The 25,677-nt window shown below is 37.1% G+C and carries 24 protein-coding genes; 17 read left to right on the top strand and 7 right to left on the bottom strand.

What is annotated here, in order from left to right; translation table 11 throughout:
* Positions 1 to 4: 4 nt before the first annotated feature.
* Both Q1K34_RS04545 and Q1K34_RS04540 read left to right on the top strand, forming a co-directional pair.
* Positions 5 to 877, top strand: a complete 873-nt coding sequence (locus Q1K34_RS04545) for a cupin-like domain-containing protein (protein WP_300435107.1) — start codon at positions 5 to 7, stop codon at positions 875 to 877.
* The gene (locus Q1K34_RS04540; protein ID WP_300435104.1) at positions 874 to 1,755 is read left to right on the top strand and encodes a cupin-like domain-containing protein; all 882 of its coding nucleotides are present in this window, start codon (positions 874 to 876) and stop codon (positions 1,753 to 1,755) included. Before Q1K34_RS04545 ends, Q1K34_RS04540 begins: the two co-directional genes overlap by 4 nt.
* On the opposite strand, the gene Q1K34_RS04535 is transcribed toward Q1K34_RS04540, so the two are convergent.
* The 4 genes from Q1K34_RS04535 to Q1K34_RS04520 all read right to left on the bottom strand — a co-directional run bounded on the left by Q1K34_RS04535 (position 1,745) and on the right by Q1K34_RS04520 (position 5,461).
* Positions 1,745 to 2,221: a regulatory protein RecX gene (locus tag Q1K34_RS04535; RefSeq protein ID WP_300435101.1), complete on the bottom strand. Its 477-nt coding sequence runs from the start codon at positions 2,219 to 2,221 to the stop codon at positions 1,745 to 1,747. The genes Q1K34_RS04540 and Q1K34_RS04535 overlap by 11 nt on opposite strands.
* A gap of 404 nt (positions 2,222 to 2,625) precedes the next feature.
* Positions 2,626 to 3,108 (bottom strand): ferritin-like domain-containing protein, encoded by a 483-nt coding sequence (locus tag Q1K34_RS04530; RefSeq protein ID WP_300435099.1) that lies wholly within the window; start codon positions 3,106 to 3,108, stop codon positions 2,626 to 2,628.
* Positions 3,109 to 3,316: 208 nt separating this feature from the next.
* Positions 3,317 to 4,855: an Rne/Rng family ribonuclease gene (locus Q1K34_RS04525; protein WP_300435096.1), complete on the bottom strand. Its 1,539-nt coding sequence runs from the start codon at positions 4,853 to 4,855 to the stop codon at positions 3,317 to 3,319.
* A gap of 315 nt (positions 4,856 to 5,170) precedes the next feature.
* Complete coding sequence (locus tag Q1K34_RS04520; protein WP_011711414.1) at positions 5,171 to 5,461, bottom strand: HU family DNA-binding protein; 291 nt, start codon at positions 5,459 to 5,461, stop codon at positions 5,171 to 5,173.
* 140 nt (positions 5,462 to 5,601) lie between these two features.
* Between Q1K34_RS04520 and mutY the strand changes: the two genes are divergently transcribed.
* From mutY to Q1K34_RS04485, 7 genes are all read left to right on the top strand, one after another.
* Positions 5,602 to 6,654, top strand: coding sequence for an A/G-specific adenine glycosylase (mutY, locus tag Q1K34_RS04515; protein ID WP_300435092.1), 1,053 nt, complete (start codon positions 5,602 to 5,604; stop codon positions 6,652 to 6,654).
* 109 nt (positions 6,655 to 6,763) lie between these two features.
* Positions 6,764 to 7,234 carry a single-stranded DNA-binding protein gene (locus tag Q1K34_RS04510; RefSeq protein WP_300435090.1) on the top strand — a complete coding sequence of 157 codons (471 nt, stop codon included), beginning with the start codon at positions 6,764 to 6,766 and terminating at the stop codon, positions 7,232 to 7,234.
* 21 nt (positions 7,235 to 7,255) lie between these two features.
* Positions 7,256 to 8,578 carry a gliding motility-associated protein GldE gene (locus Q1K34_RS04505; protein WP_300435088.1) on the top strand — a complete coding sequence of 441 codons (1,323 nt, stop codon included), beginning with the start codon at positions 7,256 to 7,258 and terminating at the stop codon, positions 8,576 to 8,578.
* Positions 8,575 to 9,144, top strand: coding sequence for a gliding motility lipoprotein GldD (gene gldD / locus Q1K34_RS04500; RefSeq protein WP_300435085.1), 570 nt, complete (start codon positions 8,575 to 8,577; stop codon positions 9,142 to 9,144). The genes Q1K34_RS04505 and gldD overlap by 4 nt, the downstream gene beginning before the upstream one ends.
* Positions 9,145 to 9,234: 90 nt before the next feature.
* Positions 9,235 to 12,228: a SusC/RagA family TonB-linked outer membrane protein gene (locus Q1K34_RS04495; RefSeq protein ID WP_300435082.1), complete on the top strand. Its 2,994-nt coding sequence runs from the start codon at positions 9,235 to 9,237 to the stop codon at positions 12,226 to 12,228.
* 10 nt (positions 12,229 to 12,238) lie between these two features.
* Positions 12,239 to 13,558 (top strand): RagB/SusD family nutrient uptake outer membrane protein, encoded by a 1,320-nt coding sequence (locus tag Q1K34_RS04490; protein ID WP_300435079.1) that lies wholly within the window; start codon positions 12,239 to 12,241, stop codon positions 13,556 to 13,558.
* Between the two features lie 106 nt (positions 13,559 to 13,664).
* Complete coding sequence (locus tag Q1K34_RS04485; RefSeq protein WP_300435076.1) at positions 13,665 to 14,564, top strand: DMT family transporter; 900 nt, start codon at positions 13,665 to 13,667, stop codon at positions 14,562 to 14,564.
* 50 nt (positions 14,565 to 14,614) lie between these two features.
* Here Q1K34_RS04485 and Q1K34_RS04480 read toward each other — a convergent pair whose 3' ends face one another.
* Together Q1K34_RS04480 and Q1K34_RS04475 are read right to left on the bottom strand one after the other, a co-directional pair.
* Positions 14,615 to 16,681, bottom strand: coding sequence for a pitrilysin family protein (locus Q1K34_RS04480; RefSeq protein ID WP_300435073.1), 2,067 nt, complete (start codon positions 16,679 to 16,681; stop codon positions 14,615 to 14,617).
* Between the two features lie 19 nt (positions 16,682 to 16,700).
* Positions 16,701 to 18,026 (bottom strand): pitrilysin family protein, encoded by a 1,326-nt coding sequence (locus Q1K34_RS04475; RefSeq protein WP_300435070.1) that lies wholly within the window; start codon positions 18,024 to 18,026, stop codon positions 16,701 to 16,703.
* Between the two features lie 168 nt (positions 18,027 to 18,194).
* Here Q1K34_RS04475 and Q1K34_RS04470 point away from each other — a divergent pair, with 168 nt between their 5' ends.
* The 4 genes from Q1K34_RS04470 (at position 18,195) to Q1K34_RS04455 (ending at position 19,982) form a co-directional block, all read left to right on the top strand.
* Positions 18,195 to 18,659 (top strand): DUF4199 domain-containing protein, encoded by a 465-nt coding sequence (locus tag Q1K34_RS04470; RefSeq protein ID WP_300435067.1) that lies wholly within the window; start codon positions 18,195 to 18,197, stop codon positions 18,657 to 18,659.
* Between the two features lie 117 nt (positions 18,660 to 18,776).
* Positions 18,777 to 19,298, top strand: a complete 522-nt coding sequence (gene rplU / locus Q1K34_RS04465) for a 50S ribosomal protein L21 (RefSeq protein ID WP_300435064.1) — start codon at positions 18,777 to 18,779, stop codon at positions 19,296 to 19,298.
* Positions 19,299 to 19,323: 25 nt separating this feature from the next.
* Positions 19,324 to 19,584, top strand: coding sequence for a 50S ribosomal protein L27 (gene rpmA / locus Q1K34_RS04460; protein ID WP_026913974.1), 261 nt, complete (start codon positions 19,324 to 19,326; stop codon positions 19,582 to 19,584).
* Between the two features lie 101 nt (positions 19,585 to 19,685).
* Positions 19,686 to 19,982 (top strand): TIGR03643 family protein, encoded by a 297-nt coding sequence (locus Q1K34_RS04455; protein WP_300435058.1) that lies wholly within the window; start codon positions 19,686 to 19,688, stop codon positions 19,980 to 19,982.
* 57 nt (positions 19,983 to 20,039) lie between these two features.
* On the opposite strand, the gene Q1K34_RS04450 is transcribed toward Q1K34_RS04455, so the two are convergent.
* Positions 20,040 to 21,266: a hypothetical protein gene (locus Q1K34_RS04450; protein WP_300435055.1), complete on the bottom strand. Its 1,227-nt coding sequence runs from the start codon at positions 21,264 to 21,266 to the stop codon at positions 20,040 to 20,042.
* 143 nt (positions 21,267 to 21,409) lie between these two features.
* On the opposite strand from Q1K34_RS04450, the gene miaB reads away from it, so the two are divergent.
* The 4 genes from miaB (at position 21,410) to Q1K34_RS04430 (ending at position 25,677) form a co-directional block, all read left to right on the top strand.
* Positions 21,410 to 22,855, top strand: coding sequence for a tRNA (N6-isopentenyl adenosine(37)-C2)-methylthiotransferase MiaB (gene miaB, locus Q1K34_RS04445; RefSeq protein ID WP_300435052.1), 1,446 nt, complete (start codon positions 21,410 to 21,412; stop codon positions 22,853 to 22,855).
* A 72-nt stretch (positions 22,856 to 22,927) separates the two neighbouring features.
* Positions 22,928 to 24,193: a sigma-54 dependent transcriptional regulator gene (locus tag Q1K34_RS04440; RefSeq protein ID WP_300435050.1), complete on the top strand. Its 1,266-nt coding sequence runs from the start codon at positions 22,928 to 22,930 to the stop codon at positions 24,191 to 24,193.
* Positions 24,194 to 24,298: 105 nt separating this feature from the next.
* Positions 24,299 to 24,802 carry an LptE family protein gene (locus Q1K34_RS04435; protein ID WP_300435047.1) on the top strand — a complete coding sequence of 168 codons (504 nt, stop codon included), beginning with the start codon at positions 24,299 to 24,301 and terminating at the stop codon, positions 24,800 to 24,802.
* Entirely contained in the window at positions 24,802 to 25,677 is an 876-nt protein-coding gene (locus Q1K34_RS04430) for a hypothetical protein (RefSeq protein ID WP_300435044.1), read from the top strand. The genes Q1K34_RS04435 and Q1K34_RS04430 overlap by 1 nt, the downstream gene beginning before the upstream one ends.

Here is a 25,677-nt window from a genome sequence, read left to right as displayed (position 1 = left end):
AATTTTGGAACTAGATCTTCAAAATATTCCCAGAAGAAAGAATCTTTCTAAAGAAGATTTTTTAAGGGAATATTTTGTTCCGAAGAAACCGGTAGTAATTGAGAACCTTGCTGAAAACTGGCCTGCCTATAAAAAGTGGGATTTTGAGTATTTTAGGGAAAAAGCAGGAGATGTGGTGGTTCCTCTGTATGATGGGAAACCGGCCAAAGGAAGGCAAAATTCACATGGCCCGGCGATGAAGCTACCGTTTAAGGATTATATCGAGATCCTGAAAAAAGGTCCTACAGACCTGAGAATGTTCTTTTTCAACCTACTTCAGAATTGTCCAGAATTAATAAAGGATTTTCAGTACCCAGATTTAGGAATCAAATTTTTTAAAAAGCTACCGGTACTGTTTGTGGGCGGTGAAGGTTCAAAAGTAGTGATGCATTACGATATGGATCTGGCCAATAATTTCCATTTTAATTTTGTAGGGAAGAAAAGAATTATTCTGTATCCTCCAGATCAAACAGATTTTCTATATAAAGTACCATATTCCATAGTAAGTATGGAAATTATAAATATGGATAAGCCGGATTTTGAAAAATATCCCGCGCTGGCAATAGCGAAAGGCTATGAAACTGTACTGGGGCATGGTGAGGCTTTGTATATCCCCAGTGAGTGGTGGCATTTTATAAAATATGAAACCGCCTGTTTATCTTTAACGTTGCGTTCGTTGCCCAAATCTCCCCGAAAAATAGTAGAAGTTATGAATAAGCTGCTTTTTACCCGAAATTATGATAATTTTATGCGTAAGTTAAAAGGTCAAAAGTGGATAGATTATAAAAACAACCTAGCAATAAAAAGAACCCATAGAAAGGCAGGTATTGAAGAATGAAGAACGATAATATGAAACTTGAACAAATACCACGAGTAAAGCGAATTTCAAAAGCAGATTTTTTGGAGAAGTATGTGCGTCCACAAAAGCCTGTGGTTATAGAAAGGCTTATAGATGACTGGCCGGCTTATAATAAATGGAGTCTTGATTATATCGAGGAAGTAGCCGGTGAAAAAACAGTACCACTATATGACGATCGTCCAATTTCTTCAAAATACAAGTTCAACGAGCCGCATGCAAATATGAAGATGAGCGAATATATCGCACTGCTAAAGTCAGGGCCTACCAGCTATCGAATTTTCCTTTATCATTTAATGAAGGAAGTGCCAAGTCTTCAGAAAGATTTTAAGTTCCCCGATGTGGGCCTTCGGTTTTTAAAACAATTGCCTATGTTGTTCTTTGGAGGTGAAAATTCCAAGGTTTTTATGCATTACGACATCGATTATGCGAATATCCTTCATTTTCATTTCCACGGAAAAAAGCAATGTATCTTATTTCCTCCTTCAGAAAGTAAATATTTATATAAAGTTCCTCATGCACTCATTGCCCGGGAAGATATTGATTTCAACAACCCGAATTTCAACAAATTTCCTGTGCTAAAAAAAGCGAAGGGATATATTACAGAATTAAACCATGGTGAAACCCTGTATATGCCTGAAGGTTACTGGCACCACATGACGTATCTCACTGCAGGATTTTCCATGAGCTTAAGGGCCACTCCCAGAACGCTGACAAATTTTTCAAAAGCAGTTTATAACCTTGTTTTTATGAGACATTTTGATAATTATATGCGTAAGCTAAGAGGACAAAAATGGATAGATTATAAGAATGAGCAGGCCATAAAACGCACTCATAAAAAGAATGCTATTAGTCAATAATCTCGTTTACACATTCAAATACGAGATTAGCTTCATAGCCTTTCCGCAGTAAATGATCTGCAAGTTTTGTTTTCTTTTTAAATGAATTGGACTCATTTATCTTTTCCTCTTTCTTTTCTGCCAGATCATAAAGCGTTTTTCTGTAATCTGTTTCTTTTATTTCTGCAAGTCCCAACTTAATTATAGGTGTGGATATTTCTTTTTTCTTAAGTTCCTGTTTTATTTTTATCCTGCCCCATTTTTTTATCCTGAATTTCCCCCGCACAAACGATCTGGCAAAGCGTTCTTCATTCAGAAAGTTCTCCTGCATAAGGCAACTAATAATTTTTTCCTTTGCCTGTGGGATCATGCGCATCGCATCCAACTTGTCTTCCACTTCTTTTTGAGATCTGTCCTGGTAGGCACAAAATTGCATCAGCTTTTGTAAAGCCTCTTCGACAGTATAAGATTTTTGATCATGCTTCATTTTTAGACAGGACTTTTTTTAGTTTAATAAACCAGAAAATAATCGTGAAGCAGAGCCAGATTAAGAAGCATAAAGCTTCAGCAGAAATAATATAAAAAGTCTCATGAATTTTTATGCTTACGATCTCTCCATAAAATGTAAATCCGAAGATAAGCGTTAGAATGCTTACTAAAACTGGCAATTTTCTCATTGACCAAATATAGAATTTTAAGGCCTATTAGAAATAGAATAAACGAAACCTATTTTGGTGAGAATAAAAAGACTGACTAAAAAGTCACATTAAAATGTCATTACGAAGGAAGTGAAGTAATCGCTATTTTGATGTTCAATTATTTAAAGATTGCTTCGTTTCTCATGACAATATCTGTGACTTTTTAGCCAGCCTGATAGTTTTCAAAGAAATCCTACTTAGCTTCCTGGTTCAGCCTTGATTCTGCCAGTTTGTTCAGTTTTTCATCGGCATCATACTCTTCATCCAGGGTTTCCTGTAATTTTTTGGCGATATCTTCATGCCCCAGTTCTTTTGCATAGCGTACCAGCGTACCGTAACCGGAAATTTCATAGTGTTCCACACGCTGTGCATCTGCAATAAGGCCGGCATCGCGAACATCTTCTGAAGCGTCTTCCTGTAAAAATTCTTCAGCTTCTTCAATAAGACCTTTCATTGCTTTACAAGTTTCTCCTTTCGGGCTAATGTTAAGTTCTTTACATATAACCTCTAATCTGCTCTTATGCTCCCTGGTCTCTTCCAGGTGGCTTTCAAAAGCTTCTTTTAGTTTCTCGTCATTAGCATTCTCCACCATTTTTGGTAAAGCTTTGATCAACTGACTTTCAGCACTAAAAAGGTCTTTTAATTGATGTTCGAACAGGTCTTTCAAGTCTTTCATGATTTTATATTTATTGGTTAATAAAGTATAAAGCTAACCTTGAAATAGCACTATTCTAGTTAAAGCTGTACTAAAGCTTTGTTGGCTAAGTATTAAATAGCACTAACCCGCTCCTTTGAGTCGATTTTAAATTTAAAGGAGTTAGAATGTTTAGTTGAAATTAGGGCAAAAAAAAAACGCCTTCCAATTACTTGGAAGGCGTTTTTATTTATTTGATCACTTTCCCGTCTTTATCGTGAAAGTGGTACTCTAAATACGTGTAAGCATCGCGAGGTAAAATTTTCACCCAACGTTTGTGGTCTACAAACCACTTAGATCGGGGAGATGGAAAGCCTTTCGTTAAAAAGGCTGCAATAAATGGATGTGCGCTAAGCGTGATCTTTTTATGTTCTTTTTTGATCAGTTTTTCAAGGTCCACTTTGATCTTGTTCACCAAACTAATTGGTGCTTCAATTTCACCATTACCGTTCGGGTTATCCTCACGGGTCTTGATGTTCATTTCTGGCCTTACGCGCTGTCTCGTAATTTGAATTAATCCAAACTTACTCGGCGGCAAAATTTTATGCTTTGCCCTGTCGTCGCTCATTTCGTTTCTAAGGTGATCGTAAAGCTTTTTTCTGTTTTCAGCTCTATTCATATCTATGAAGTCTACCACGATAATACCTCCCATATCACGAAGTCGTAACTGGCGGGCTATTTCGGTAGCACTAATCATATTCACCTCTAGTGCGGTATCTTCCTGGTTTTTGGATTTATTGGAACGGTTTCCACTATTCACGTCTATTACGTGCATGGCTTCGGTGTGTTCTATAACCAGGTAGGCGCCTTTACTCATGGAAACGGTGCGCCCAAAGGAAGTTTTAATTTGTCTTTCGATACCATTCTTCTCGAAAATGGGTTGGTTGGATTGATGCAATTTTACGATTGATTCTTTTTCTGGAGCAATTTCGCTCACATAATCTTTAATTTGAGTATAAAGCGTTTCATCATCTACTACTATAGAAGTAAAAGAGTCATTAAAAATGTCTCTTAACAGGGAAGAAGCCCTGTTCAATTCTCCTAATACTTTTGATGGATGATGCGGCTTATACAGTTTTTTACACATGGCTGTCCAGCGACCTACTAAATTTTGGAGGTCTCTGTCCAGTTCTGCTACTTTTTTGCCTTCGGCTACGGTTCGTACAATAACCCCAAAACCTTTGGGTTTAATGCTTTTCACCAGTCTCTTTAATCGTTCCTTTTCATCTTTGCTTTCAATTTTCTGAGAAACTGAAATTCGGTTTGAAAAAGGGACTAATACAATATAACGGCCAGGTAAGGAAAGCTCTGAGCTTATTCTTGGGCCTTTTGTAGAGATAGGTTCTTTTACGATTTGAACCAGTAGCGACTGATTTGATTTTAAGACATCGGCAATAGAGCCGTTTTTGTCTATATCCTTTTCAAAAGAAAAATTCTTTAAAGAATAATCTTTTAATTTACCTGTGCTTACACGTTTTATGAACTTTAATAAAGAAGATACCTGTGGTCCCAGATCATGATAGTGTAAAAAACCATCTTTCTCATAGCCTACATTTACAAATGCGGCATTTAACCCAGGAACAGCTTTTCTAATTTTAGCGATATAAATATCACCAACATTAAATTTGGTACTGTCTTCCTCTTTGTTAAGTTCAATAAGTTTTCCATCTTTTAATAAGGCAAAATCTACAGCAGAAGGTTCGGACCGGATAATTAATTCTTTGTCCACACTTCCAGATTTTATATCCATATCTGTTGCAAAACAAACATAGATGGATTAAACATTATTTTTTCACAGGTTTTGAATCCTGAAGAAACCTTAATCGACAAATTGTTGTCGCGGGTTTCGATTTCAAAGAACGATTAAATAAAAAAAGTAGTTGTCACACTACTTCTTCTTGTGGCGATTAGCTCTTCTTCTTTTCTTACGCTTGTGCGTAGCCACCTTATGTCTTTTTCTTTTTTTACCACTTGGCATAGTGCAATGTCATTTAAATTAATAATTATTTCATTTGAAGCCTCCCGCAAAGGCGGGAGAGTCCAATTATTTTACCTCAACATTAGATTTTACTCCTTCTACGAAAATCTTAGCAGGCTTAAATGCCGGAATGTTGTGTGCTGGAATTTTAATAGTAGTGTTCTTAGAAATGTTTCTACCGGTCTTCTCAGCCCTTGTCTTTACAACAAAGCTTCCGAAGCCACGAAGGTAAACATTATCTCCACTCTCAAGAGAAGTTTTTACTTCATCCATAAAAGATTCTATGGTAGCCTGAACATCTCCTTTTTCCATTCCAAGTTTTTCTGAAATGTTTGCTACGATATCTGCTTTCGTCATTTTCGTGCTATTTTAATTTATAATTGGGGTTTCAATTTTTCAAGGGGGCAAATATAAGAATTAAATCTGCAATATTTCAAACCTAATACACTAATAATAACGGAATAAACTCCTATTATTGCAGAGATTCCTAATTCAATATGGTTTTATCCAATAGACTGAGACATTGGTACTTGCAAAATAAACGCGATCTACCCTGGAGAAAGACTCACGAAACGTACCACATCTGGCTTAGCGAAATTATGCTTCAGCAAACGCGAATAGAACAGGGTTTGCCTTATTATAATAAGTTTATCGAAGCCTATCCCAGCGTTTTTGAACTCGCCAAAGCACCGTTAGATGAAGTGCTTAAACTTTGGCAGGGACTGGGTTATTATTCCCGAGCCAGAAACCTCCACGAAACAGCTAAATATGTTGCCTTTGAATGTAAGGGCAAATTTCCTGACACCTATAAAGGACTTCTAAAGTTAAAAGGTGTTGGAGATTATACCGCCAGTGCAATTGCCTCTATATGTTATAATGAGCCTGTTGCCGTGGTAGATGGAAATGTATATAGGGTGTTGTCCAGGATATTTGGAATAGATACTCCAATTAACAGTACTTCGGGAGTTAAAGAATTTAAAGAGCTTGCTCAGGAATTATTAGATAAAAAAGATCCCGCGACTTATAATCAGACCATTATGGAATTTGGGGCTTTACATTGTAAACCGCAAAATCCTAAATGTGAAATTTGTCCTTTTAATGATAAGTGCCTTGCTTTGAAAAATGACAGGATCAAAGAGTTGCCCGTAAAAATTAAGAAGGCGAAGATTAAAAACAGGTATTTTAATTACCTGGTATTTAATTTTGAAACTGATAAAACCATCCTTGAGAAACGATCTGGTAAGGGGATATGGAATGGCTTATATCAATTTCCTTTGGTGGAATCCAATAAACTGGTTGATAAGATTGAATTGTTAGAACTGGATGATTTTAAAAATTCCATTATAGAAACCCATCTGGAAATCGAGCTTTTTAATGAAGTCCCGGTGGTTCATAAACTTTCGCATCAACATTTATTTACGCGCTTTTGGCTGATAAATTCAAATTCTGAATATGAAAATACACTACATCTTCAGGAAGTGATAAATTATCCTGTTCCGGTCTTAATCGAAAATTTTCTGAATGAATACCTTCCGGATGCCTATAAATAAATCCTTGTTTATATCTTTGAATGTTTTTGCAGATAGAGGCAGAAATTTTTAGTATTTTAGAATAAATTTTAATCAAATAACCGATTTTCGGTATCTAAATAGATAAGTAATGACGGGTACATTGAACAAAGTAATGTTGATAGGACATACAGGAGATGACGTGAAGATGCATTATTTTGAAGGCGGAAATTCTCTGGGAAGGTTTCCCCTGGCTACAAATGAAAGTTATACAAACCGAACTACCGGTGAAAAAGTAATTAATACGGAGTGGCATAATGTAGTGGTTAGAAACAAGGCTGCCGAAGTTTGTGAGAAATACCTCAAAAAAGGAGATAAAGTTTATATTGAAGGACGTATTAAAACCCGTAAATGGCAGGATGATACAGGCAATGAGCGGTATTCTACAGAAATTCATTGTACCGAATTCACCTTCTTAACTCCTAAGAACGAATCTGGAGCTGAGCCTTCAGGTAATTCTCAGAATTCACAGAGTGCATCTGCTAAGCCTAAAAACGATAACTTTGCAAATAAGAATGAGTCTTATCCTCAGGAAGAAGAGGAAGATGATTTGCCATTCTAAGTTTAATTAAAATTTTAGCCTTTGGATTCGGAACCTCCCAGTTTGCTTTTGTTTTGGGCCACAATGGGAATTACCCATCTTTTCAGCTTGATATTTTTATTCGTGCTATTGTTATGTTCTGCCCTAATTTCTGGTGCAGAAGTAGCATTCTTTTCTCTAACTCCGGCTAATTTCATTACTGAAGACGGGAAGAGGTCCAAAACTCAAAATATCGTTATCAACCTTCTCGAAAAGCCCAAAAAACTACTGGCTACTATCCTGGTGGCCAATAATTTTATCAACATTGCCATCGTTTTATTATTTGATAGTCTGGCAGATGATTTATTTGCAGGGATCAATACCGAAATTTACGGGGTAGATCTGCGTTTCTTCTTTGAAGTAGGCCTGGTAACTTTTTTAATTCTCTTATTCGGAGAAATATTGCCAAAAGTATATGCCAGCAGAAATAAGGTTCAATTTTCGAATTTTATGGCCTATCCTATTAATTTTCTGGATAGTTTTTTCTCTCCTTTGAGTACTCCTATGAGGGCAATTACACTTTATTTTCATGAGAAGTTTGGGAAACAACGGTCTTTTATAAGTATAGACCATCTTTCCCAGGCGCTGGAATTAACCAGTGAAGAAGATACAACCCGGGAAGAACAAAAAATACTTCAGGGAATTGTGAGCTTCGGAAATACAGATACCAAACAGGTAATGAGACCACGAATGGACATTTTCGCCCTGAATGAGGAGAGCAATTATGAAGATATTATTCCTGAAATAATTGAAAATGGGTATTCCCGGATTCCGGTTTATAAAGAGAATGTAGATAATGTTACAGGCATTCTGTATATAAAAGATCTGTTACCATATCTCAATAAAAAGAATTTTGAGTGGACGAGCTTGCTTCGGGAACCTTATTTTGTACCTGAAAATAAAAAACTGGATGATCTCCTAAATGATTTCAAGAATAAGAAAAACCATCTGGCCATTGTTGTAGATGAATATGGAGGTACCAGCGGACTTATTTCCCTGGAAGATATCATAGAAGAAATTGTAGGGGATATTAGCGATGAGTTTGATGATGAAGATCTTATTTATTCAAAACTGGATGAAAACAATTTTATTTTTGAAGGTAAAACACCTTTAAAAGATTTTTATAAGATTGCCAGGATTGAAGATCCAAGTGTTTTTGAGGATCAAAAAGGAGAAGCTGATACTTTAGCTGGGTTTCTTTTGGAAATTTCAGGAGGCTTTCCAAAAAAGAATGATGAGATTGTCTTTCTAAATTATTCTTTTAAGATTGAAGTAATAGATGATAAGCGTATCAAACAAATAAAACTGAGTATTGCGCCTGTATGAAAAAACTGATTTTGGCAGTTATTGGGGTTCTTTTCTTATGCATTTCCTGCAAAGATGATAATTCCCAACCTAAGCCTAAAGCCTTTCTGGCTCTCGAATATCCGGAAGCTGAATATCAGAGAGTAGATATTGGCTGCCCTTATTCTTTTGAGATAAACTCCTTAGCTGAAATTTCTCCTTCCAGAAACCGAATCCCCTGCTGGATAAATCTTGATTATAAAGCTATGAATGCTGCCATATTTATTACTTACCAGCCAATAAGAGATAATCTCGATTCCCTTTTAACCGATGCTCAAAAATTACCGCTACAGCATACCATAAAGGCTGATGCCATTCAGGGAGATGTATATACCAATAGTTTTAATGATACGTATGGCATATTCTATGAGGTAGACGGAGACGCAGCTTCCCAGGCTCAATTTTACCTAACTGATAGTACAGATCATTTTCTTACCGGATCGGTCTATTTTAATAGTCTGCCAAATTTCGATTCTATTGTTCCTGCAGCTGAATATCTTAAAAATGATATAAAGCATTTAATGGAAAGTCTGCAATGGGTAAAATAGTTAAATAAAATATACTAATCCCTTTTTTTTCTTATCAAATCTTTAATAAAATTCCTTATTATTGTTAATATAACTAAAAATATAACAATTATGAGGCAATTTTCTTTGAGTTATTTCAAAGTAATTTTCTTTCTACTCTGTCCTTCTTTACTTCTCTCACAGGAAGTTCTGGAAGGAAAAACGATTAATGAAGCGACCGGTGAGGTCGTGCCATTCGTAAATGTAGTTGAGAAAGGAACAACTAATGGTACTACCAGTGATTTTGATGGTAGTTTTAGTATTACGGTAAATTCACTCCCAGTAACCCTGGTTTTTTCTTATTTGGGTTTTGAAACTCAGGAAATTCGGGTTACAGAGAATTCACCACTTACAGTAAGATTTGTAGAATCTGCTGCTTCATTAGATGAAGTGGTGATCACCGGTTTAGCTACCTCTGTTAAACGAGCCAATTCTGCTAACGCTGTAGCTTCTGTAACTGCAGAAGACCTGGTGGGTACTACACCTCCTCCAACTTTAGATAATGCCTTATACGGAAAATTTCCTGGAGCAATTGTAAATGCCAATTCCGGTGCTCCCGGGGGAGGGATATCTGTGAAACTGAGAGGTGCTACTTCTTTGCAGGGGAATACACAGCCATTATATATTGTAGATGGAATTTATATTGATAATTCCTCTATTCCAGCAGGTCTAAATGCTGTTTCCGCAGCGGCAGCAGGAGGTAGTGCATCCAACCAGGATAATCCCTCTAACAGGATTGCAGATTTAAACCCGGAAGATATTGCCAATATCGAAATTCTTAAAGGTGCCTCTGCCGCAGCTATTTATGGAAGTCGTGCCGCTGCCGGGGTAGTAATTATTACTACCAAACGAGGAAAAGCCGGCGAAACAACCTATAAATTTTCTCAATCGATAGGATGGACGCAGGTTATTAATTTATTGGGAACCAGAAATTATACTGAAGAGCGGGTAAGGGAATCTTTTGGGGAAGAAGAGGTTGATGATTTTATTGCTGCTCGTGATGCGGGAAGACTAATTGATTATGAAGAAGAACTTTTTGGTGAAAACGGTTTAATTTCTATTACAAATTTTAGTTCAAGTGGAGGTGGTGAAAAAACTAAATTTTTTGCTGGAGCTACACATACTTCGGAAGAAGGGATTGTTCAAAATACAGGATATGAAAAAATATCGCTGCGATTGAACCTGGACCATCGAGCAAATGATTTTATAAAATTAGCTCTAAGTAGTAATTATATTCATTCCTCTTCAGATAGAGGTTATTTCAATAATGATAATACAGGAACCACTTTAGGTGTCGCACTTACCAGTACGGTTCCATGGCTTCAGCTTTTTCCTGATGAGAACGGTAATTTTCCAGATAACCGTTTAGGTGCTTCTAATATTTTACAAACCAGGGAGCTGGTGGTGAATAATGAAAAAACCAACCGGCTTATAATGGGAGGAACTGCAAACATAGATCTATATAAAGCAGATAAATCTAATCTTGAGCTTATTTTACGGGGTGGGGTTGATTTCTATAACTTTAATACTTTTGCTTTTTTTCCTAAAGATCTGCAGTTCCAGAAGCCAGAAAATGGAGGTCAAAATGGAGTGTCGGTGCAGGGATCTACTTTAAATCGAAACTATAACCTTTCTGCTTTCTTAGTACATAATTATTTCACTGATAGTGATATAAACTTTCGTACACAGGCTGGTCTTACCAGAGAGTATTTTGACAGGAACAGCTATTTAATAACAGCTACAGATCTAGTTGCTTCAGAATCTAATGTAGATCAGGCCACAAATACAGGGGTAGATCAAAACAGGTTAAAACAACAGGATGCAGGATTCTTTGTCCAGGAAGAAGTAAATTATCAGGACAAAATTATTGCTACTATTGGTGTAAGAGGAGATAAATCCTCTAATAATGGAGATGCAAATGAGTTATTTTACTACCCAAAAGCTTCTCTTGCAGTTAGTTTAAATGAATTTGACTTTTGGAATGAATCATCTCCGCTCGGTCAATTCAAGCTTAGGGCAGCATACGGTGAGGCAGGTAATTTCCCTCCTATTGGAGCCTTATTTACTTCCTACAATAGTTTTACCAATGTAGGTGCAAATGGGGTGGGCCTTAAGGGTATTAGCTTACGGGGTGTACGAGGAAATCCTAATCTTCAATCTGAAAGACAGAAAGAATTTGAAACTGGTTTTGACTTTAGTCTCTTTAGAGACAGAATTAATGGGTCTTTTACATACTATGTAAAAACGATTGATGATCTTATTCTTCAGGCTTCTACAGAACCATCTTCTGGATTTACCACTCAATTTGTGAATGCGGGTGAATTACAGAATAAAGGTGTTGAGATTAGTTTAAATACTATTATTGCGAGAAGCGAAGACTTTAACTGGAATTTTGGTGTGAACTTTTTCAAGAACAGTTCAGAAGTTACCCGTTTAGATGTACCTGCTTTTAATGTGGGAGCTTTTGGTGCAACTTTGGGTACTTTTAGAATTGAAGAAGGTCAAAGCGCGACGCAAATTGTTGGAATTGGCCCGGATGGCGGAGCTAATGGTTTGCAGAAATTTGGTGATTCAGAACCGGATTTTCAGATGGCTTTCAATAATCAAATTCAGTTTAAGAACTTCGATTTTAATTTCTTATGGCAATGGAAAAAAGGAGGGGATAATATCAACCTTACAGCTTTGTTAACAGACCTTAGTGCAACTAGTCACGATTATGACGAGATAGACCTGGATCCGGAAGGTGTTCTGGGGAATGGACCGTACAGGGTTAGTCAGTTAGGATCTTCAGCAGCTGTGTTCGTAGAAGATGCCGGTTATTTGAGATTGAGAGAAGTTGGGTTGTATTATAACGTCCCAACCAGTTTTACAGATAATATTTTAAACGGCACTTTTGATAGTATTAAAGTTGGATTTTCAGGAACCAACCTGATAAATATATTCGACTATAATAGTTATGATCCTGAAGTGTCAAATTTTGGAGGAAACAGTTTATTTAATGCTGTAGAGGTAACACCTTTCCCGTCTTCCAAACGTTATATGTTTAATGTAGCCTTTAATTTTTAAAAAAAAGAGTATGAAAATTATAAATAGATTTTTAATCTTATTGGCCTTTGGAACATTCGCCACATCTTGTGATGTTGAAGAATTTTCCGATTTAAACGGCCCGGAAGTATCTTCCCTGGTAGCAGATCTATCCAGAGGAGATTTACAGGACCTTATTGGAGGTGTATTTTATAGTATGCGTGTAGGTCTCGGCACCTATTACGATGATGTTGGAGTGATAGGTCGTGAATACTATCGATTTTCAAGTTCTGATCCTCGATTAACAGCTGATTTATTAGGAAGGGATAATGCTATCCTGGATAACAACACCTTTTATATAACCACTCCCTGGGCGGCGCGGTATAGATCTGTAAAGAATATTAATATTATTCTTGAAGGTTTAAATAATACTACCGCAGATTTCAGTGATGGTGAACTTAGCAGTACCAGAGGTTTCCTAAAAACTTTGAAAGCTTACGAATTGCTTCTGAACCTTAATTTAACCAATGAAAATGGAATTCGGCTAAATGTTGAAGATCCTGCAAATTTAGGAGCTTTTGTGTCTAAAACGGAAGCCCTTCAGGGGATAAGAAGTTTACTGGAAGAAGGAGCCGCAGATCTGGCAGCAGGTGGGGATTCCTTTCCTTTTTCTATGACCGCAGGTTTTCAGTCATTCAATACACCATCTGCTTTTTTAGAGGTTAATAACGCAATTTCGGCTAGGGTAGCAGCCTACCAGGGGGATTATTCGGCAGTATTAAACTTTTTGGAAGATTCTTTCCTGGATTTGAACGGTGATTTAGATGAAGGAATTTATTATGTATTTTCTGAAGATCAAACCGATATTCCAAATCCTTTATTCTTTCCTCAAAATGCTTCCTCTGCTGGAGCACGAATTGTCCAGCCAGATTTTATTGATGATGCAGAAGCAGGCGATACAAGAATTGAGGAGAAAACCAGTTTAAGAGACGAGTCAATTACCTTTGACGGCTTAACAGGTAATTACGATTTCTTTTTATATCAAACCAGAACCGATGCGATTCCTATTATTAGAAACGCAGAATTGGTTTTGTTGTATGCTGAAGCTAATATTTTTGCAGGTAGCGATGATGAAGCGGTTAACGCTTTGAATGTTATTAGAAATAGCGCTTCACTTGACGATTATTCTGGAGATACAAGCGAGTCAGATTTGATTGATGAGCTTTTAATGCAAAGAAGGTATGAATTATACGGAGAAGGCCATCGTTGGATTGATGCAAGACGTTTTGGTATTTTAGATGAATTGCCAATCGATAGACCCGGTGATGATGTGTTTGATCAATTTCCCATTCCTTTAACTGAAAATCAATAAAATAAACTTTTGTTTAAAAGATAAAATCCATTCCATTAAATTGGAATGGATTTTTTTATTCTGAAACCGATCCTAAAATATATCTTCGCGGTCTAAAAATTAGGTTTTGAAAAATCTTAAATGGATCTATCTCATTATACTTTCTATTGTTTGGGGAAGTTCTTTTATTCTTATTAAGAAAGCATTAATTGGTCTTACGGCCCTTCAGGTAGGTTCTTTTAGGATTATCTTTGCAGCCCTTTTTTTAATTTTGGTAGGATTTAAAAGTATCAGCCGATTAACAAAAAGACAATGGAAGTGGATCGTTATTTCAGGTTTCCTGGGGTCTTTCTTTCCCGTATATCTTTTTGCTTTTGCTGAAACAGAAATAGACAGTGCAATCGCTTCAATTCTTAATGCCACTACACCGTTGTTAACCCTAATTTTTGGAGTTTTATTCTTTAAAGCAGCATTTACACAGAATAAGATTTTAGGTGTGGTTATAGGTCTGTTGGGTACCGCCGGGCTTATTTTTAGCGGAGCTTCAATCAATCCAGATCAGAATTACCTTTATTCGTTACTGGTAATTATTGCGGCAGGTTGTTACGCCATGAATGTAAATATACTTAAAACCAGAATGAGTGATATCTCTCCTCTAGGGATAGCCGCGGGAAATTTTACGGTCTTGCTAATACCAGCACTCATTCTTTTATACTTTACCGGATTCTTTAACGTTCCAGGATATACGGGTGAGATTAAATTATCAATATTATTTGTAGCAGTGCTTGGGATTATAGGTACGGGTGTGGCCATGATCATTTTCAATAAACTGGTGCAAATAACAGATCCGGTTTTTACCACCTCTGTAACTTATACTATTCCTGTGGTAGCATTAGCCTGGGGTATTTTAGATGGAGAGATCTTTAGTTTCTGGCAACTTGTTTCTGCCTTCGTAATTTTAGTAGGTGTATTTATAGTGAATAAATCAAGAAATATAATTTCGAGGCATCGTAAGCAGGCGGTATAAAAAAAGCCCCCGAAATCGGAGGCTTCTTCATTATCTAACAATTTTGGGATTTACTCCACTTTAAAGTCTTCTTCAGAAACACCTTCATTAATAAGGATTTCAGAAACTTTAAACTCATATGACTGAGGTCCCATGCTTTGAAAGATTACAAAAGGGAATTTCACTCCTTCTACTTCCTGATAATCACTATAGCCAGTTGGGATTGTCATAGTTTGACCTGCCTGGCTTACTGTTTTTACCGACTGTACTTTTAGGCCGGTATCTACAGAATAGAAATTCTTATTATTTCCATCCATTTCTACCACATAAGTATCTTTACCATCTACTTTTTCCATCCCGGTAACTTTGGCCTCACCAACAGTTAATTCAGGAAAAGGATTAGCGTCTGCTTTAGCGGCCGCAATCTGCTCTTCATTGTAAGGCATCTTTTGTCCCTGAGCCATGACAAATCCAGCTTCACCGTTAAAAACCTGCTTGTTCATAACATTTCCACCCATAGAAATAGACTGGTTCATTTTACCATTTGTGGTTCTTTTCATTTCAAGTTGCAATTGCATACCCTGAATTTCAGCATCAGCTTTCATTACTACAGATTCTACATCGTTTACCGCATCTTTTCCGCCGATAGCTTTAATATAATCAGCAAAAACTTTTTCAGCAGTTACAGAAGCGTCTACTTTCTTAGCTTCCGGCTTTTCTGTCTTTTCACCGAATCTATTGTAGTAATTGATAGGAATGGTTTTTCCGTTATAGGTCATCTTTTCAAGGTTCTCCAAAACATCTGAACCTTTACCAGCAATTACGATCCTGGAATTATCTGCCATGAAATACTTTTTGGCAACCCTTTGCACATCTTCTTTGGTAACTTCATCTATCTTTTCAAGATATTCTTCATAGAAATCATCGTCAAGATCTTCAGTTTCTATTTCCATGGCGAAATTAGCAATGGTAGAAGGCTGTTCTAGAGAAAGTACGAAATCTCCTGTAAGCTTAGCTTTGGCATTAGCCAATTCGCTATCGGTTACTTTTTCATTTCTGATTTTATAAACTTCATCAAGAAATGCTACCACAGAACTATCGGTTACTTCATTTCTTACACTTGCACTTGCTACGAATGTAGAGGCGTATTTATCGTTTCCAGCTGAAGAATAGGCGCCGTAAGTGTAACCTTTATCTTCACGAAGATTTAGAAAAAGTCTTGCTTCTCCACCACCACCTAAGATCTTGTTTGCTACAAGAACAGGGAAGTAATCATCATCCTTTTTCTTTAGGTCTATAGTGTTTACTAAAGCGATCTCACTTTGAACAGCGTTAGGCATGTTTACAAAGTCAATTTCAGTTTTTTCTACATTAGATACAGCGGGTAAGTTTGCTTCAGGTACAGCATTTCCTTTCCAGTTTGAAAAGTTCTTTTTCACAAGATCTTTTACTTCATCTTCATCTACATCACCAACAATTACCAGATAAGCACTTTTAGGTGAAAACCATTTGCTGTAATAAGACTTTACATCTGCAAGGGTAATAGCATTTACTGTTTCTTCAGTAGAGAATTCACCATAAGGGTGATCTTTTCCGTAAGCTAATGCAGAGCGTACTCTTCTCGCGTTGTAAGAAACATCTTTTTCACTGCTCTTTAAACCATCAATCGTTCTGGCTTTAGACTTATCAAATTCTTCCTGAGTGAACTTTGGATTTACGATCCCATCTGCCATTAATTTCAACACTTCAGGAAAGTATTTTGATAATGTATTGGCGTTTGCTCCACTAGCGTAGAAATTTAGTCTTGCTCCAAGGAAATCAACTTTTTCGTTGAATTCATCCTTAGACATAGTGGTCGTTCCTGTTCCCAAAAGATCTCCGGTTAATCCGGAAACACCAGCTTTTGCGCCTTCTGTATGTGGAGGATTGTCAAATCTTAAAGAGATGGCTACTCTTGGTAATTTATTGTTTTCAACGATCATTACCTGCAGTCCGTTATCAAGGTCAAAAGTTTCAGGTTCGTCTACATTTACTTTCGGAGCAGGTCCCGGTTCGGGCATCGTACTACGATCTATTTGAGCTGAAACTCCTGCAGACAATAGTAAAAATGCTGCCAGAGTTAATATATTATTTCTCATTTTATTCAATTTTTTTGATTTATTCTTCTGCCTGTTCGCTAGCAGGTAAATATTCTAGAACTACTCTCTGGTTTGGCTTCAGATATTCTTTAGCCACTCTCTGTATATCTTCACGAGTGATATTGCGATAAATTTCAATCTGGTCGTTGATAAGATCTGTATCTCCGTAAAGCATATAATTTCTAGCTAGTGAATTGGCAATCCCGGCAACACTTGAGTTTGAGTTTACGAAATTGTTTTCAGCTTTATTCTGAAGTTTCTGAAAGTCCTTTTCTGAAATCATTTCATTTCTAAGCTTCGCAATTTCCTCTTCAATTTCGGTATTCAGTGTTTCCAGAGAAGTATCTCCTAAAGGAATAGAAAAGATAAGGTACATACCGTAATCCTCCTGTTCAAGATTAAAAGCACCAATCTGTAAGGCTTGCTTCTGCTCATCTACCAGTTTCTTATAAAGTTTTGAGCTGTTCCCGTCACTAAGATAATCTGAGATCATATTTAGAACATAAGAATCCTTTTCAGTAAAAGCAGGAGTTCTGTATCCAATTACTGAAGCAGGGATCTGGATGTTAGAATCATATGCTTTGGCATTGATTTGCTCTGTGATTGGATCTTCCTTTGGAAAATCTCTCGTGATCTCTTCACCTCTTTCAATAGGGCCGAAATAATCTTTGATCATTTTCTTGGTTTCATCTATTTCAATATCGCCGGCAACTACTAGGACAGCGTTGTTTGGAACATAGTACTTGTCAAAATAGGCTTTGAATTCGTCTAAAGTTGCAGCATCAAGATCTTCCATGTAACCTACATTAGGATTTTTGTATGGATGCTTTTCAAACATGTTCTCCTGCATCGCTTGCAGAAGGTTTCCATAAGGAGAGTTGTCGTAACGCAGTCTTCTTTCTTCTTTTACCACTTCATTTTGAGTGTCTACTCCTTTTTGCCCGATAATTGGATGCATCATCCTCTCAGATTCCATCCACAGGCCTAATTCCAGGTTGTTTGAAGGGAAAACCTCATAATAGTAAGTTCTATCCTGGCTTGTGTTAGCATTATTACTTCCACCATGTGAACTTACGATTTCAAACCATTTTCCGTTAGGAATATTTTCGGTTCCTTCAAAAAGAAGATGTTCGAAGAAGTGAGCCATTCCAGTTCTGCCATCTTCTCTGTCTTTTCCACCTACGTGGTACATAACCGAAGTGGTGACCACCGGTGCTGAATTATCCTGATGTAAGATAACATGCAACCCGTTGTCTAAATCATACTCAGTAAATTCAACTTCCTGAGCGAAACCTACTATTCCTATAAAGAAAAAGCAGGCCACAAGTTTTAGTTTGTTAATCATTTTCAATTAGTTTTTTTAATTGTATTTAGTTGGTAACAGTTAAGGATAAAAAGTTACAATAATTTGTGACTTTAATTAGTTCCATGCGCAATGTGTTAAAATTAACATGCTATTAAGGCAAAAAACGCTACATTTTTTAGAAATTTAAACCTAAAAAATTATCGATCCATGACAAATCTTAAAATTCCTATTTTATATGGTGTGATCATAGCAGCATGCCTGGCAGCTTATTTTTTAATATTATCAATCTTTGGGCTACATGTAAATCCCGTATACAGTATTTTAAATGGATTTATTATGGCTGCGGGTCTATGGTTGGCTTTAAAAGCATATAGAAAGGATAAAGGGAATAAATTTAAATATCAGAAAGGATTTTCATTGATCTTCCTAACGGGAATTAATGCCACTGTGATCTTCGTTATATTCTTTGGCCTTTATGCTACTGAGTTCAATCCGGATTTTTTGGATCAGCTTATAAACATGTGGGCTACTTTTTATAATACGAATATTGGAATAGTGTTGTTTACTATAGCTTTAATGGGGGCTTCTACCAGTATTGTCCTGGCTCTTGCTTATATGCAACTATTTAAAGATTCCTGGAATACCAAAGAGGCTAAAAAACATACACTTTAGGCGGGTCTTGAAAAGATAAAAAACCTTTGTCAATTAATTAATTAGGATTATATTTGCACCCGCTTGCGTGAAAACGTGAGTTAATATTTTAAGTATTTAAATAATTAATTATACGCTATGTACGCAATTGTAGAGATAGCAGGGCAGCAATTTAAAGTTGCAAAAGACCAGAAGGTTTACGTTAATCGTTTAGCAGGAGAAGAAGGAGACAGTGTTTCTTTCGATAAAGTATTACTTACTGCAGATGGTGATGATATAACCCTTGGCGCCCCGGCTATAGATGGAGCTCTTGTAGGAGCTAAAATCAATCGTCATCTTAAAGGTGATAAAGTTATTGTTTTCAAGAAGAAGAGACGTAAGGGCTACCGAGTTAAGAACGGTCACCGTCAGGCTTTAACCGAGATTCTTATTGAAGGAATAGATCTTAAAGGTGGTAAAAAAGCTACTTCAACTAAAAAGGCTGAGCCTAAAAAAGAAGAAGTAAAAAAAGAAGCCCCGAAAAACGAAACCAAAACTGATAAAAAATCAGAAGACCTTAGCCAGAACACAGTTGTAGAACTTAGAGAGATGGCTAAAGAAAAAGGAGTTGAAGGATATTCTTCAATGAAAAAAGCAGAACTAATTGCTGCATTAAGCTAAGTTTAACTACTAAAAACGAAATAAAATGGCACATAAAAAAGGAGTTGGTAGTTCCAAGAACGGTAGAGAGTCAGAATCTAAACGCTTAGGTGTGAAGATATTTGGAGGACAGGCTGCTGTTGCGGGGAATATTATCGTAAGACAAAGAGGTACTGCACATCGTCCAGGTGACAATGTTTATGCAGGAAAAGATCATACATTACATGCCAAGGTTGATGGTCTTGTAAAGTTTACAAAAAAGAAAGATGATAAATCTTATGTTTCTATTGAGCCTTTCGAAGCTTAATTGAACAAATATATTTTAAAAAAGCCCTTTCCAAGTCGGAAAGGGTTTTTTTTCTGGCTTTATACGGAATGTTTAACTTTGTGCAGATAAAATTAAACAAAATGAGTATTGCTAAAGATTTCCAGTTTGATGAGCGCCAGATAGATCGAATTATCTCCATGGCCTGGGAAGATAGAACCACTTTTGAAGCTATAGAATATCAGTTTGGTTTAACTGAGAAGCAGGTCATCAGGTTTATGAAAGAGCAGATGCATCCGCGTAACTGGAGAAAATGGCGTGCTCGTGTTCAGGGTAGAAAAACCAAACATGAAAAGCTAAGAGATGAACACGTAAAGCGATTTAAAAGTGATGCTCAAAGACAAATTAGCGGAAACAGGATTTCTAAGAAAAAGTACTAAATAAAAAACCCCCGCCCTACACGGGGATTTTTAAAAAACCAAACAAAAAAAAGGGAATTAATTTAAAGCAAAAGAGCTAATCAAATTAATCTCATTACCCTTATAAGAATACTGGTGCAGTATATTATCCCCAACCATAAGTAACCTATCTTCAAGAGGGATGACATCATAGGTGTTAATGTTATTGAATTGATCGATAAACTTAAGGTTAGGGGTGTCTTCTATGTCAAATATTTTTAGGCCAGCATTTCCATCACATACAAAAAGCCAGTTGTCTTTAACTCCCAGACCATAAGGATTGGTCATTTCATAGGAATTTACAACCATAGGATTAGCTTTGTCTGAAACATCTACAACATCAAGTTGATTTATATTTTGGCCGCAGGCATTGCCGCCACGTATAGTGACATAGGCATAATTATCTTTGACCACTACAGGATCGCATCCACGAACATGTTCTAAAAAAGAAACTTTTTGTGGACTTCCTGGGTTTTCAATATCATAAATATACATTCCGGTGCTGCTGCCCAGGTATAGGTGATCTTCATAATTAAAAATAGTTTCTACCTCCCAGCCCACGTATTCATTGCTTATACGGTTTGGGTTTTCGGGAATTGAAATATCAAATGCTGATAGTGAAGTCTCATCGGCGACATAAAGATAATCGCCATTTAAACTAAATCTGGCCATGCTTCCACCGGTACCTGAATTTCCCCCGCCATCGGCAGCCGATTCAAAAAAAGGCTCTCCGCGTGTTTCGGCATATTCTATTTTTCGTGTTTCGATCACATATCCTACAATCACTTCCTGTGATGGATCAAAATTGTCAAAGTCTACATAATTAACACCGGCAGGTGCGGTAGTATAATAATTGGGAAATATATCCTGAACCCTTCCAATTTCAGCAATTTTATCGATGTTGCTAATATCAAAAACCACGAGGTCCATTCCATTATCGGTATATAGTTTATCGTTCTTTATGGCGATGTCCATATTTCTTGGAATTTTCAGAAACCTGATATTTTGAGGATTAAAAGGATCGGTGTTGTCTATAATATGAACACCTTCGTTTTTATCATTGATGAAAATAAAATCTTTCCAGGCATATATTTTACCTGATTCTTTAATTGACTTTGGCTCCTGAACTTTTACCGAAGCTCTAAAATCTGCGATGGATTGTGTTACCGGAACTGCGACACTGGAAAGATTAGAATCCTTCTCTTCGTCACAGGAAATGAAACTAAAGAAAACTAAGAGAAACGGAAAAAGCAGTAATCTTTTCATTTTTAAATCGGTTAGTTATCCTGTAGATGCAGATAGAAGAAAAAGGTTGCGTATATATTTATAAATTTTTTTCTGTCACTTTGTCAGAACTGACTTTAGTTCTATCTTTGCCACTCTAAAAACCGACAGAGGATTGAAGAATTATGGAGAAGACTATAGACGAAAATAAGCAGGGAAACTCTTTGGTACTAGAGCCTAAGGCCAATAATGACCGCAAATTATTTATTGAGAGTTATGGCTGCGCAATGAACTTTAGCGATAGCGAAATTGTTGCTTCTATTCTCTCAAAAGAGGGTTTTAATACCACTCAAAACTTGGAAGAAGCAGACCTGGTTTTGGTTAATACCTGTTCCATTCGAGAAAAAGCAGAGCAAACGGTACGCAAGCGGTTGGAAAAATACAATGCGGTAAAAAGAATAAACCCCGGCATGAAGGTGGGTGTTCTTGGTTGTATGGCAGAACGTTTAAAGAGTAAATTCCTGGAAGAGGAAAAAATCGTCGATCTTGTGGTGGGTCCAGACGCTTATAAAGATCTTCCAAATTTGATAAATGAAGTTGAAGAAGGGCGCGACGCGATAAATGTAATTTTGAGCAAGGAAGAAACTTACGGAGACATTTCCCCGGTAAGACTTCAATCAAATGGGGTTTCCGCATTTGTTTCCATTACTCGTGGGTGCGATAATATGTGTACGTTTTGCGTGGTTCCTTTTACCCGCGGAAGAGAAAGAAGTCGGGATCCGCAAAGTATAGTGGAAGAAGTAAATGATCTCGCAGCAAAAGGATATAAAGAAATTACACTTTTAGGTCAGAATGTAGATAGTTATCTCTGGTATGGTGGTGGATTAAAAAAAGATTTTAAGAACGCGACCGAGATACAAAAAGCGACAGCCACTAACTTTGCGGCACTTTTAAGACTGGTTGCAGAAGCTCAGCCTAAAATGAGGATACGTTTTTCTACTTCCAATCCCCAGGATATGACCCTGGATGTTATAGAAGCAATGGCAGCATATCGCAATATTTGCAATTATATACATTTACCTGTACAGAGTGGAAGTGACCGTATTTTAAAGAAAATGAACCGCCTGCATACTCGTGAAGAATATTTTAGGCTAATAGATAATATTAAAGAGAGAATCCCTAATTGTGGGATCTCTCACGATCTAATAGCCGGTTTTCCTACTGAGACTGAAGAAGATCACCAGGATACACTTTCCTTAATGGAATATGTGAAATATGATTTTGGTTATATGTTTACCTATTCTGAAAGGCCTGGAACTACTGCGGAACGTAAACTGGAAGACGATGTCCCGGAGGAAGTCAAGAAAAGAAGATTACAGGAGATCGTGGACCTTCAGCAAAAACATAGCAGGTATAACACTAAACAGGCCATAGGCACTGTAGTGGAAGTTTTGATTGAAAAAGAATCAAAGAAATCTGATGCTCACTGGAGTGGCCGAAATGAGCGAAATACCGTAACCGTATTTCCGAAAGAGAATTATATGATTGGTGATTTTGTAAATGTAAAAATTACTGATTGCACCAGTGCCACGCTTATAGGTGAACCTGTGGGTTATAGTGATAATAACTAAATTATTAACTACAGTACAATAGTTTACACGTTTTGAAACTGCTACTGTTAACTAAATACTGAATACTTATAAATGGAATCAGTTCAGGCAATAAAACAACGCTTTGGAATCATTGGGGACGATCCCAAACTTAACCGGGCGGTAGAAAAAGCAATTCAGGTTGCGCCAACAGATATTTCTGTCCTGGTTACAGGTGAAAGTGGGGTAGGAAAAGAAAGTATTCCGAAGATTATTCACGCCCTGTCCCATAGAAAACACGGGAAATATATCGCCGTTAACTGCGGGGCAATTCCAGAAGGGACTATAGACAGTGAATTGTTTGGTCATGAAAAAGGGGCTTTTACCGGGGCTACCCAAACCAGGAATGGTTATTTTGAAGTGGCAGACGGCGGGACCATCTTTTTAGATGAGGTAGGAGAATTACCATTGCCCACTCAGGTTAGACTGCTTCGGGTACTTGAAAATGGAGAGTTTATTAAGGTAGGTTCTTCAAAGGTTCAGAAAACCAATGTTCGCATCGTCGCGGCAACGAATATCAATATGTTCGAATCCATCCAAAAAGAGAAATTTCGGGAAGATCTTTATTACCGTTTAAGCACGGTGGAGATCAACCTTCCTCCTTTACGTGAAAGAAAGGACGATATACATTTATTATTCAGGAAATTCGCTTCAGATTTTGGACTAAAGTATAAAATGCCTACGATAAAACTTGAAGATGAGGCCGTGGCTTTACTTCAAAAGTATCGTTGGGGAGGAAATATCCGTCAGCTAAGAAATATAGCAGAACAAATTTCCGTTTTAGAACAAAACAGGGTGATCACTGCGGAAGATTTGAGACATTATCTTCCAAATGTGGGAAGTAATCTTCCTGCAATCATTTCAGATAAGAAAAAAGAAGGAGATTTTAGTAATGAAAGGGAGATCCTATACAAGGTGCTTTTCGATATGAAAAATGATCTAAATGATCTTAAAAAATTAACCTTAAAATTAATGCAGGAAGGCGATAGCAAGCAGGTGCAGGATGAGAATGAAGGTTTGATCCAGAAGATTTATGGGAATAGTGGTGATGATATAGATGAAGCTGATATTGATGAAGATGAATTGAACGTGCTTCAAATTCCGCAACAAAATTCGGCCGGTTCCAGGCAGGAAGAAAAAGATAAATATTATTTTGCTGAAGAAATTGAAGAGGAAGAAACTCTGTCTTTGCAGGATAAAGAATTAGAGCTAATTAAAAAATCCCTCGAACGACATAGCGGAAAAAGAAAAGCGGCGGCGGAAGAACTGGGAATTAGCGAAAGAACACTTTACCGCAAGATAAAGCAATATAATTTGTAGAAAAAAGTTATCGGCTTAAAGCTAAAAGCTTTTGCACCGGAATTTAGTATTTTGGTTCTCATATAGCTTAGGGCTTACTGCTTAAGGCTTACAGCTAAAAAACACATGAAAAAACTAATCTTAATATTTTGCTCCGTTTTATTGCTCACATTGCAATCTTGCGGAATTTACTCTTTTACCGGAGCCGATACAGGGAATGCTGAAACCTTTCAGGTAAACTTTTTTCAGAATAATGCAGATCTTGTAGAGCCTGGAATAGACAGGGCTTTCACGATTTCACTTCAGGACCTTATTCAGAATCAAACCAGTTTAAGCCTGGTAAATAATAATGGAGATCTAATATTTGAGGGTGAAATTGTTGAATATTATATTTCGCCAATGTCGGCTACCGCACAGAATACAGCTGCTCAAAACAGGTTAACAATTTCGGTAAACGTGAGGTATTACAATACCTTGGAACCGGAAAAGGATTTTGAGAACCGTTTTTCTTTCTTTTATGACTATCCCGCGCAAACCCAATTAGTAGGTGCAGCCCTGGAAACTGCACTGGATGAAATATATACAAGGTTGACCCAGGATATTTTTAATGCGGCATTAACCGATTGGTAATGAAAGTGAAGGAGTTTACATATCTTCTTGAAAATCCTTCGGAAATCACCCCGGAGCAAACCCGTGATATCGAAAAGATTCTCGAAAAGGCTCCCTATTTTCAGGCAGCGAGGGCTATCCGTTTAAAAGGATTGAAGGAACATCAGGAATTCAGCTACAATTCGGCGCTTAGGAAAACCGCTGCGTATACGGCTGATAGGAGTATTCTTTTTGATTTTATCACGTCGCCGGAATTCAATCAAAATGAGATTGCAAAGCAAATACGAGAGCAGGAAGAAAGACTGAAACAAATTACCGTTTACGAAGCTGAAGAAGTTCATGGAAGGCGTAGTCTTGATATTAATGAAGCGATCAAGATGAAGCAGTCTGAATCTGAACGTGTGATGGATCCTGCACTATTTGAAAGGCCTTTAAGATCTGAAGAGGAGGAAAGACCAGAGAAAGCAGAGAAATCTTCAGAAGAACAGCTTGGAATTGGAAAGCCGCTGGAATTTGACGGAAAAGAATCGCATTCTTTTTCAGAATGGTTAAAACTTACAAAGGCACAACCAGTAGATAGAGAGGAAGAAAAAGAAGAAGGCGAAACTGATGAAGGCCGCTTGAGGAAATTTGAGCTTATTGAGGAGTTTATTTCTAAAAATCCGAAGATAAAACCCGGGAAAACTGCTAACAAAGCAAACCTGGCTGAAGAGAATATTGCCGCACCGGAATCGTTGATGACAGAGACTTTGGCAAAGGTTTATTTAGAGCAGAAAAATTACAAAAAAGCCATCCAGGCTTACAAAATATTAATTTTGAAAAATCCCGAAAAAAGTGGTTTCTTTGCAGACCAAATTAGGGCAATAGAGAAATTACAAGATACTAATAACGAATAA

The sequence above is a fragment of the Christiangramia sp. genome, from assembly GCF_029937855.1.
Lineage (GTDB): Bacteria > Bacteroidota > Bacteroidia > Flavobacteriales > Flavobacteriaceae > Christiangramia.
This window is presented reverse-complemented; position numbering and strand designations above follow the sequence as displayed.

Bases quoted from the DNA above. Each gene is read 5' to 3' on its own strand.
- Q1K34_RS04540 (WP_300435104.1), top strand. From the start codon at position 874: ATGAAGAACGATAATATGAAACTTGAACAAATACCACGAGTAAAGCGA.
- Q1K34_RS04535 (WP_300435101.1), bottom strand. From the start codon at position 2,221: ATGAAGCATGATCAAAAATCTTATACTGTCGAAGAGGCTTTACAAAAG.
- Q1K34_RS04530 (WP_300435099.1), bottom strand. From the start codon at position 3,108: ATGAAAGACTTGAAAGACCTGTTCGAACATCAATTAAAAGACCTTTTT.
- Q1K34_RS04520 (WP_011711414.1), bottom strand. From the start codon at position 5,461: ATGACGAAAGCAGATATCGTAGCAAACATTTCAGAAAAACTTGGAATG.
- mutY (WP_300435092.1), top strand. From the start codon at position 5,602: ATGGTTTTATCCAATAGACTGAGACATTGGTACTTGCAAAATAAACGC.
- Q1K34_RS04510 (WP_300435090.1), top strand. From the start codon at position 6,764: ATGACGGGTACATTGAACAAAGTAATGTTGATAGGACATACAGGAGAT.
- gldD (WP_300435085.1), top strand. From the start codon at position 8,575: ATGAAAAAACTGATTTTGGCAGTTATTGGGGTTCTTTTCTTATGCATT.
- Q1K34_RS04495 (WP_300435082.1), top strand. From the start codon at position 9,235: ATGAGGCAATTTTCTTTGAGTTATTTCAAAGTAATTTTCTTTCTACTC.
- Q1K34_RS04490 (WP_300435079.1), top strand. From the start codon at position 12,239: ATGAAAATTATAAATAGATTTTTAATCTTATTGGCCTTTGGAACATTC.
- Q1K34_RS04480 (WP_300435073.1), bottom strand. From the start codon at position 16,681: ATGAGAAATAATATATTAACTCTGGCAGCATTTTTACTATTGTCTGCA.
- Q1K34_RS04475 (WP_300435070.1), bottom strand. From the start codon at position 18,026: ATGATTAACAAACTAAAACTTGTGGCCTGCTTTTTCTTTATAGGAATA.
- Q1K34_RS04470 (WP_300435067.1), top strand. From the start codon at position 18,195: ATGACAAATCTTAAAATTCCTATTTTATATGGTGTGATCATAGCAGCA.
- rplU (WP_300435064.1), top strand. From the start codon at position 18,777: ATGTACGCAATTGTAGAGATAGCAGGGCAGCAATTTAAAGTTGCAAAA.
- rpmA (WP_026913974.1), top strand. From the start codon at position 19,324: ATGGCACATAAAAAAGGAGTTGGTAGTTCCAAGAACGGTAGAGAGTCA.
- Q1K34_RS04455 (WP_300435058.1), top strand. From the start codon at position 19,686: ATGAGTATTGCTAAAGATTTCCAGTTTGATGAGCGCCAGATAGATCGA.
- Q1K34_RS04450 (WP_300435055.1), bottom strand. From the start codon at position 21,266: ATGAAAAGATTACTGCTTTTTCCGTTTCTCTTAGTTTTCTTTAGTTTC.
- miaB (WP_300435052.1), top strand. From the start codon at position 21,410: ATGGAGAAGACTATAGACGAAAATAAGCAGGGAAACTCTTTGGTACTA.
- Q1K34_RS04440 (WP_300435050.1), top strand. From the start codon at position 22,928: ATGGAATCAGTTCAGGCAATAAAACAACGCTTTGGAATCATTGGGGAC.
- Q1K34_RS04435 (WP_300435047.1), top strand. From the start codon at position 24,299: ATGAAAAAACTAATCTTAATATTTTGCTCCGTTTTATTGCTCACATTG.
- Q1K34_RS04430 (WP_300435044.1), top strand. From the start codon at position 24,802: ATGAAAGTGAAGGAGTTTACATATCTTCTTGAAAATCCTTCGGAAATC.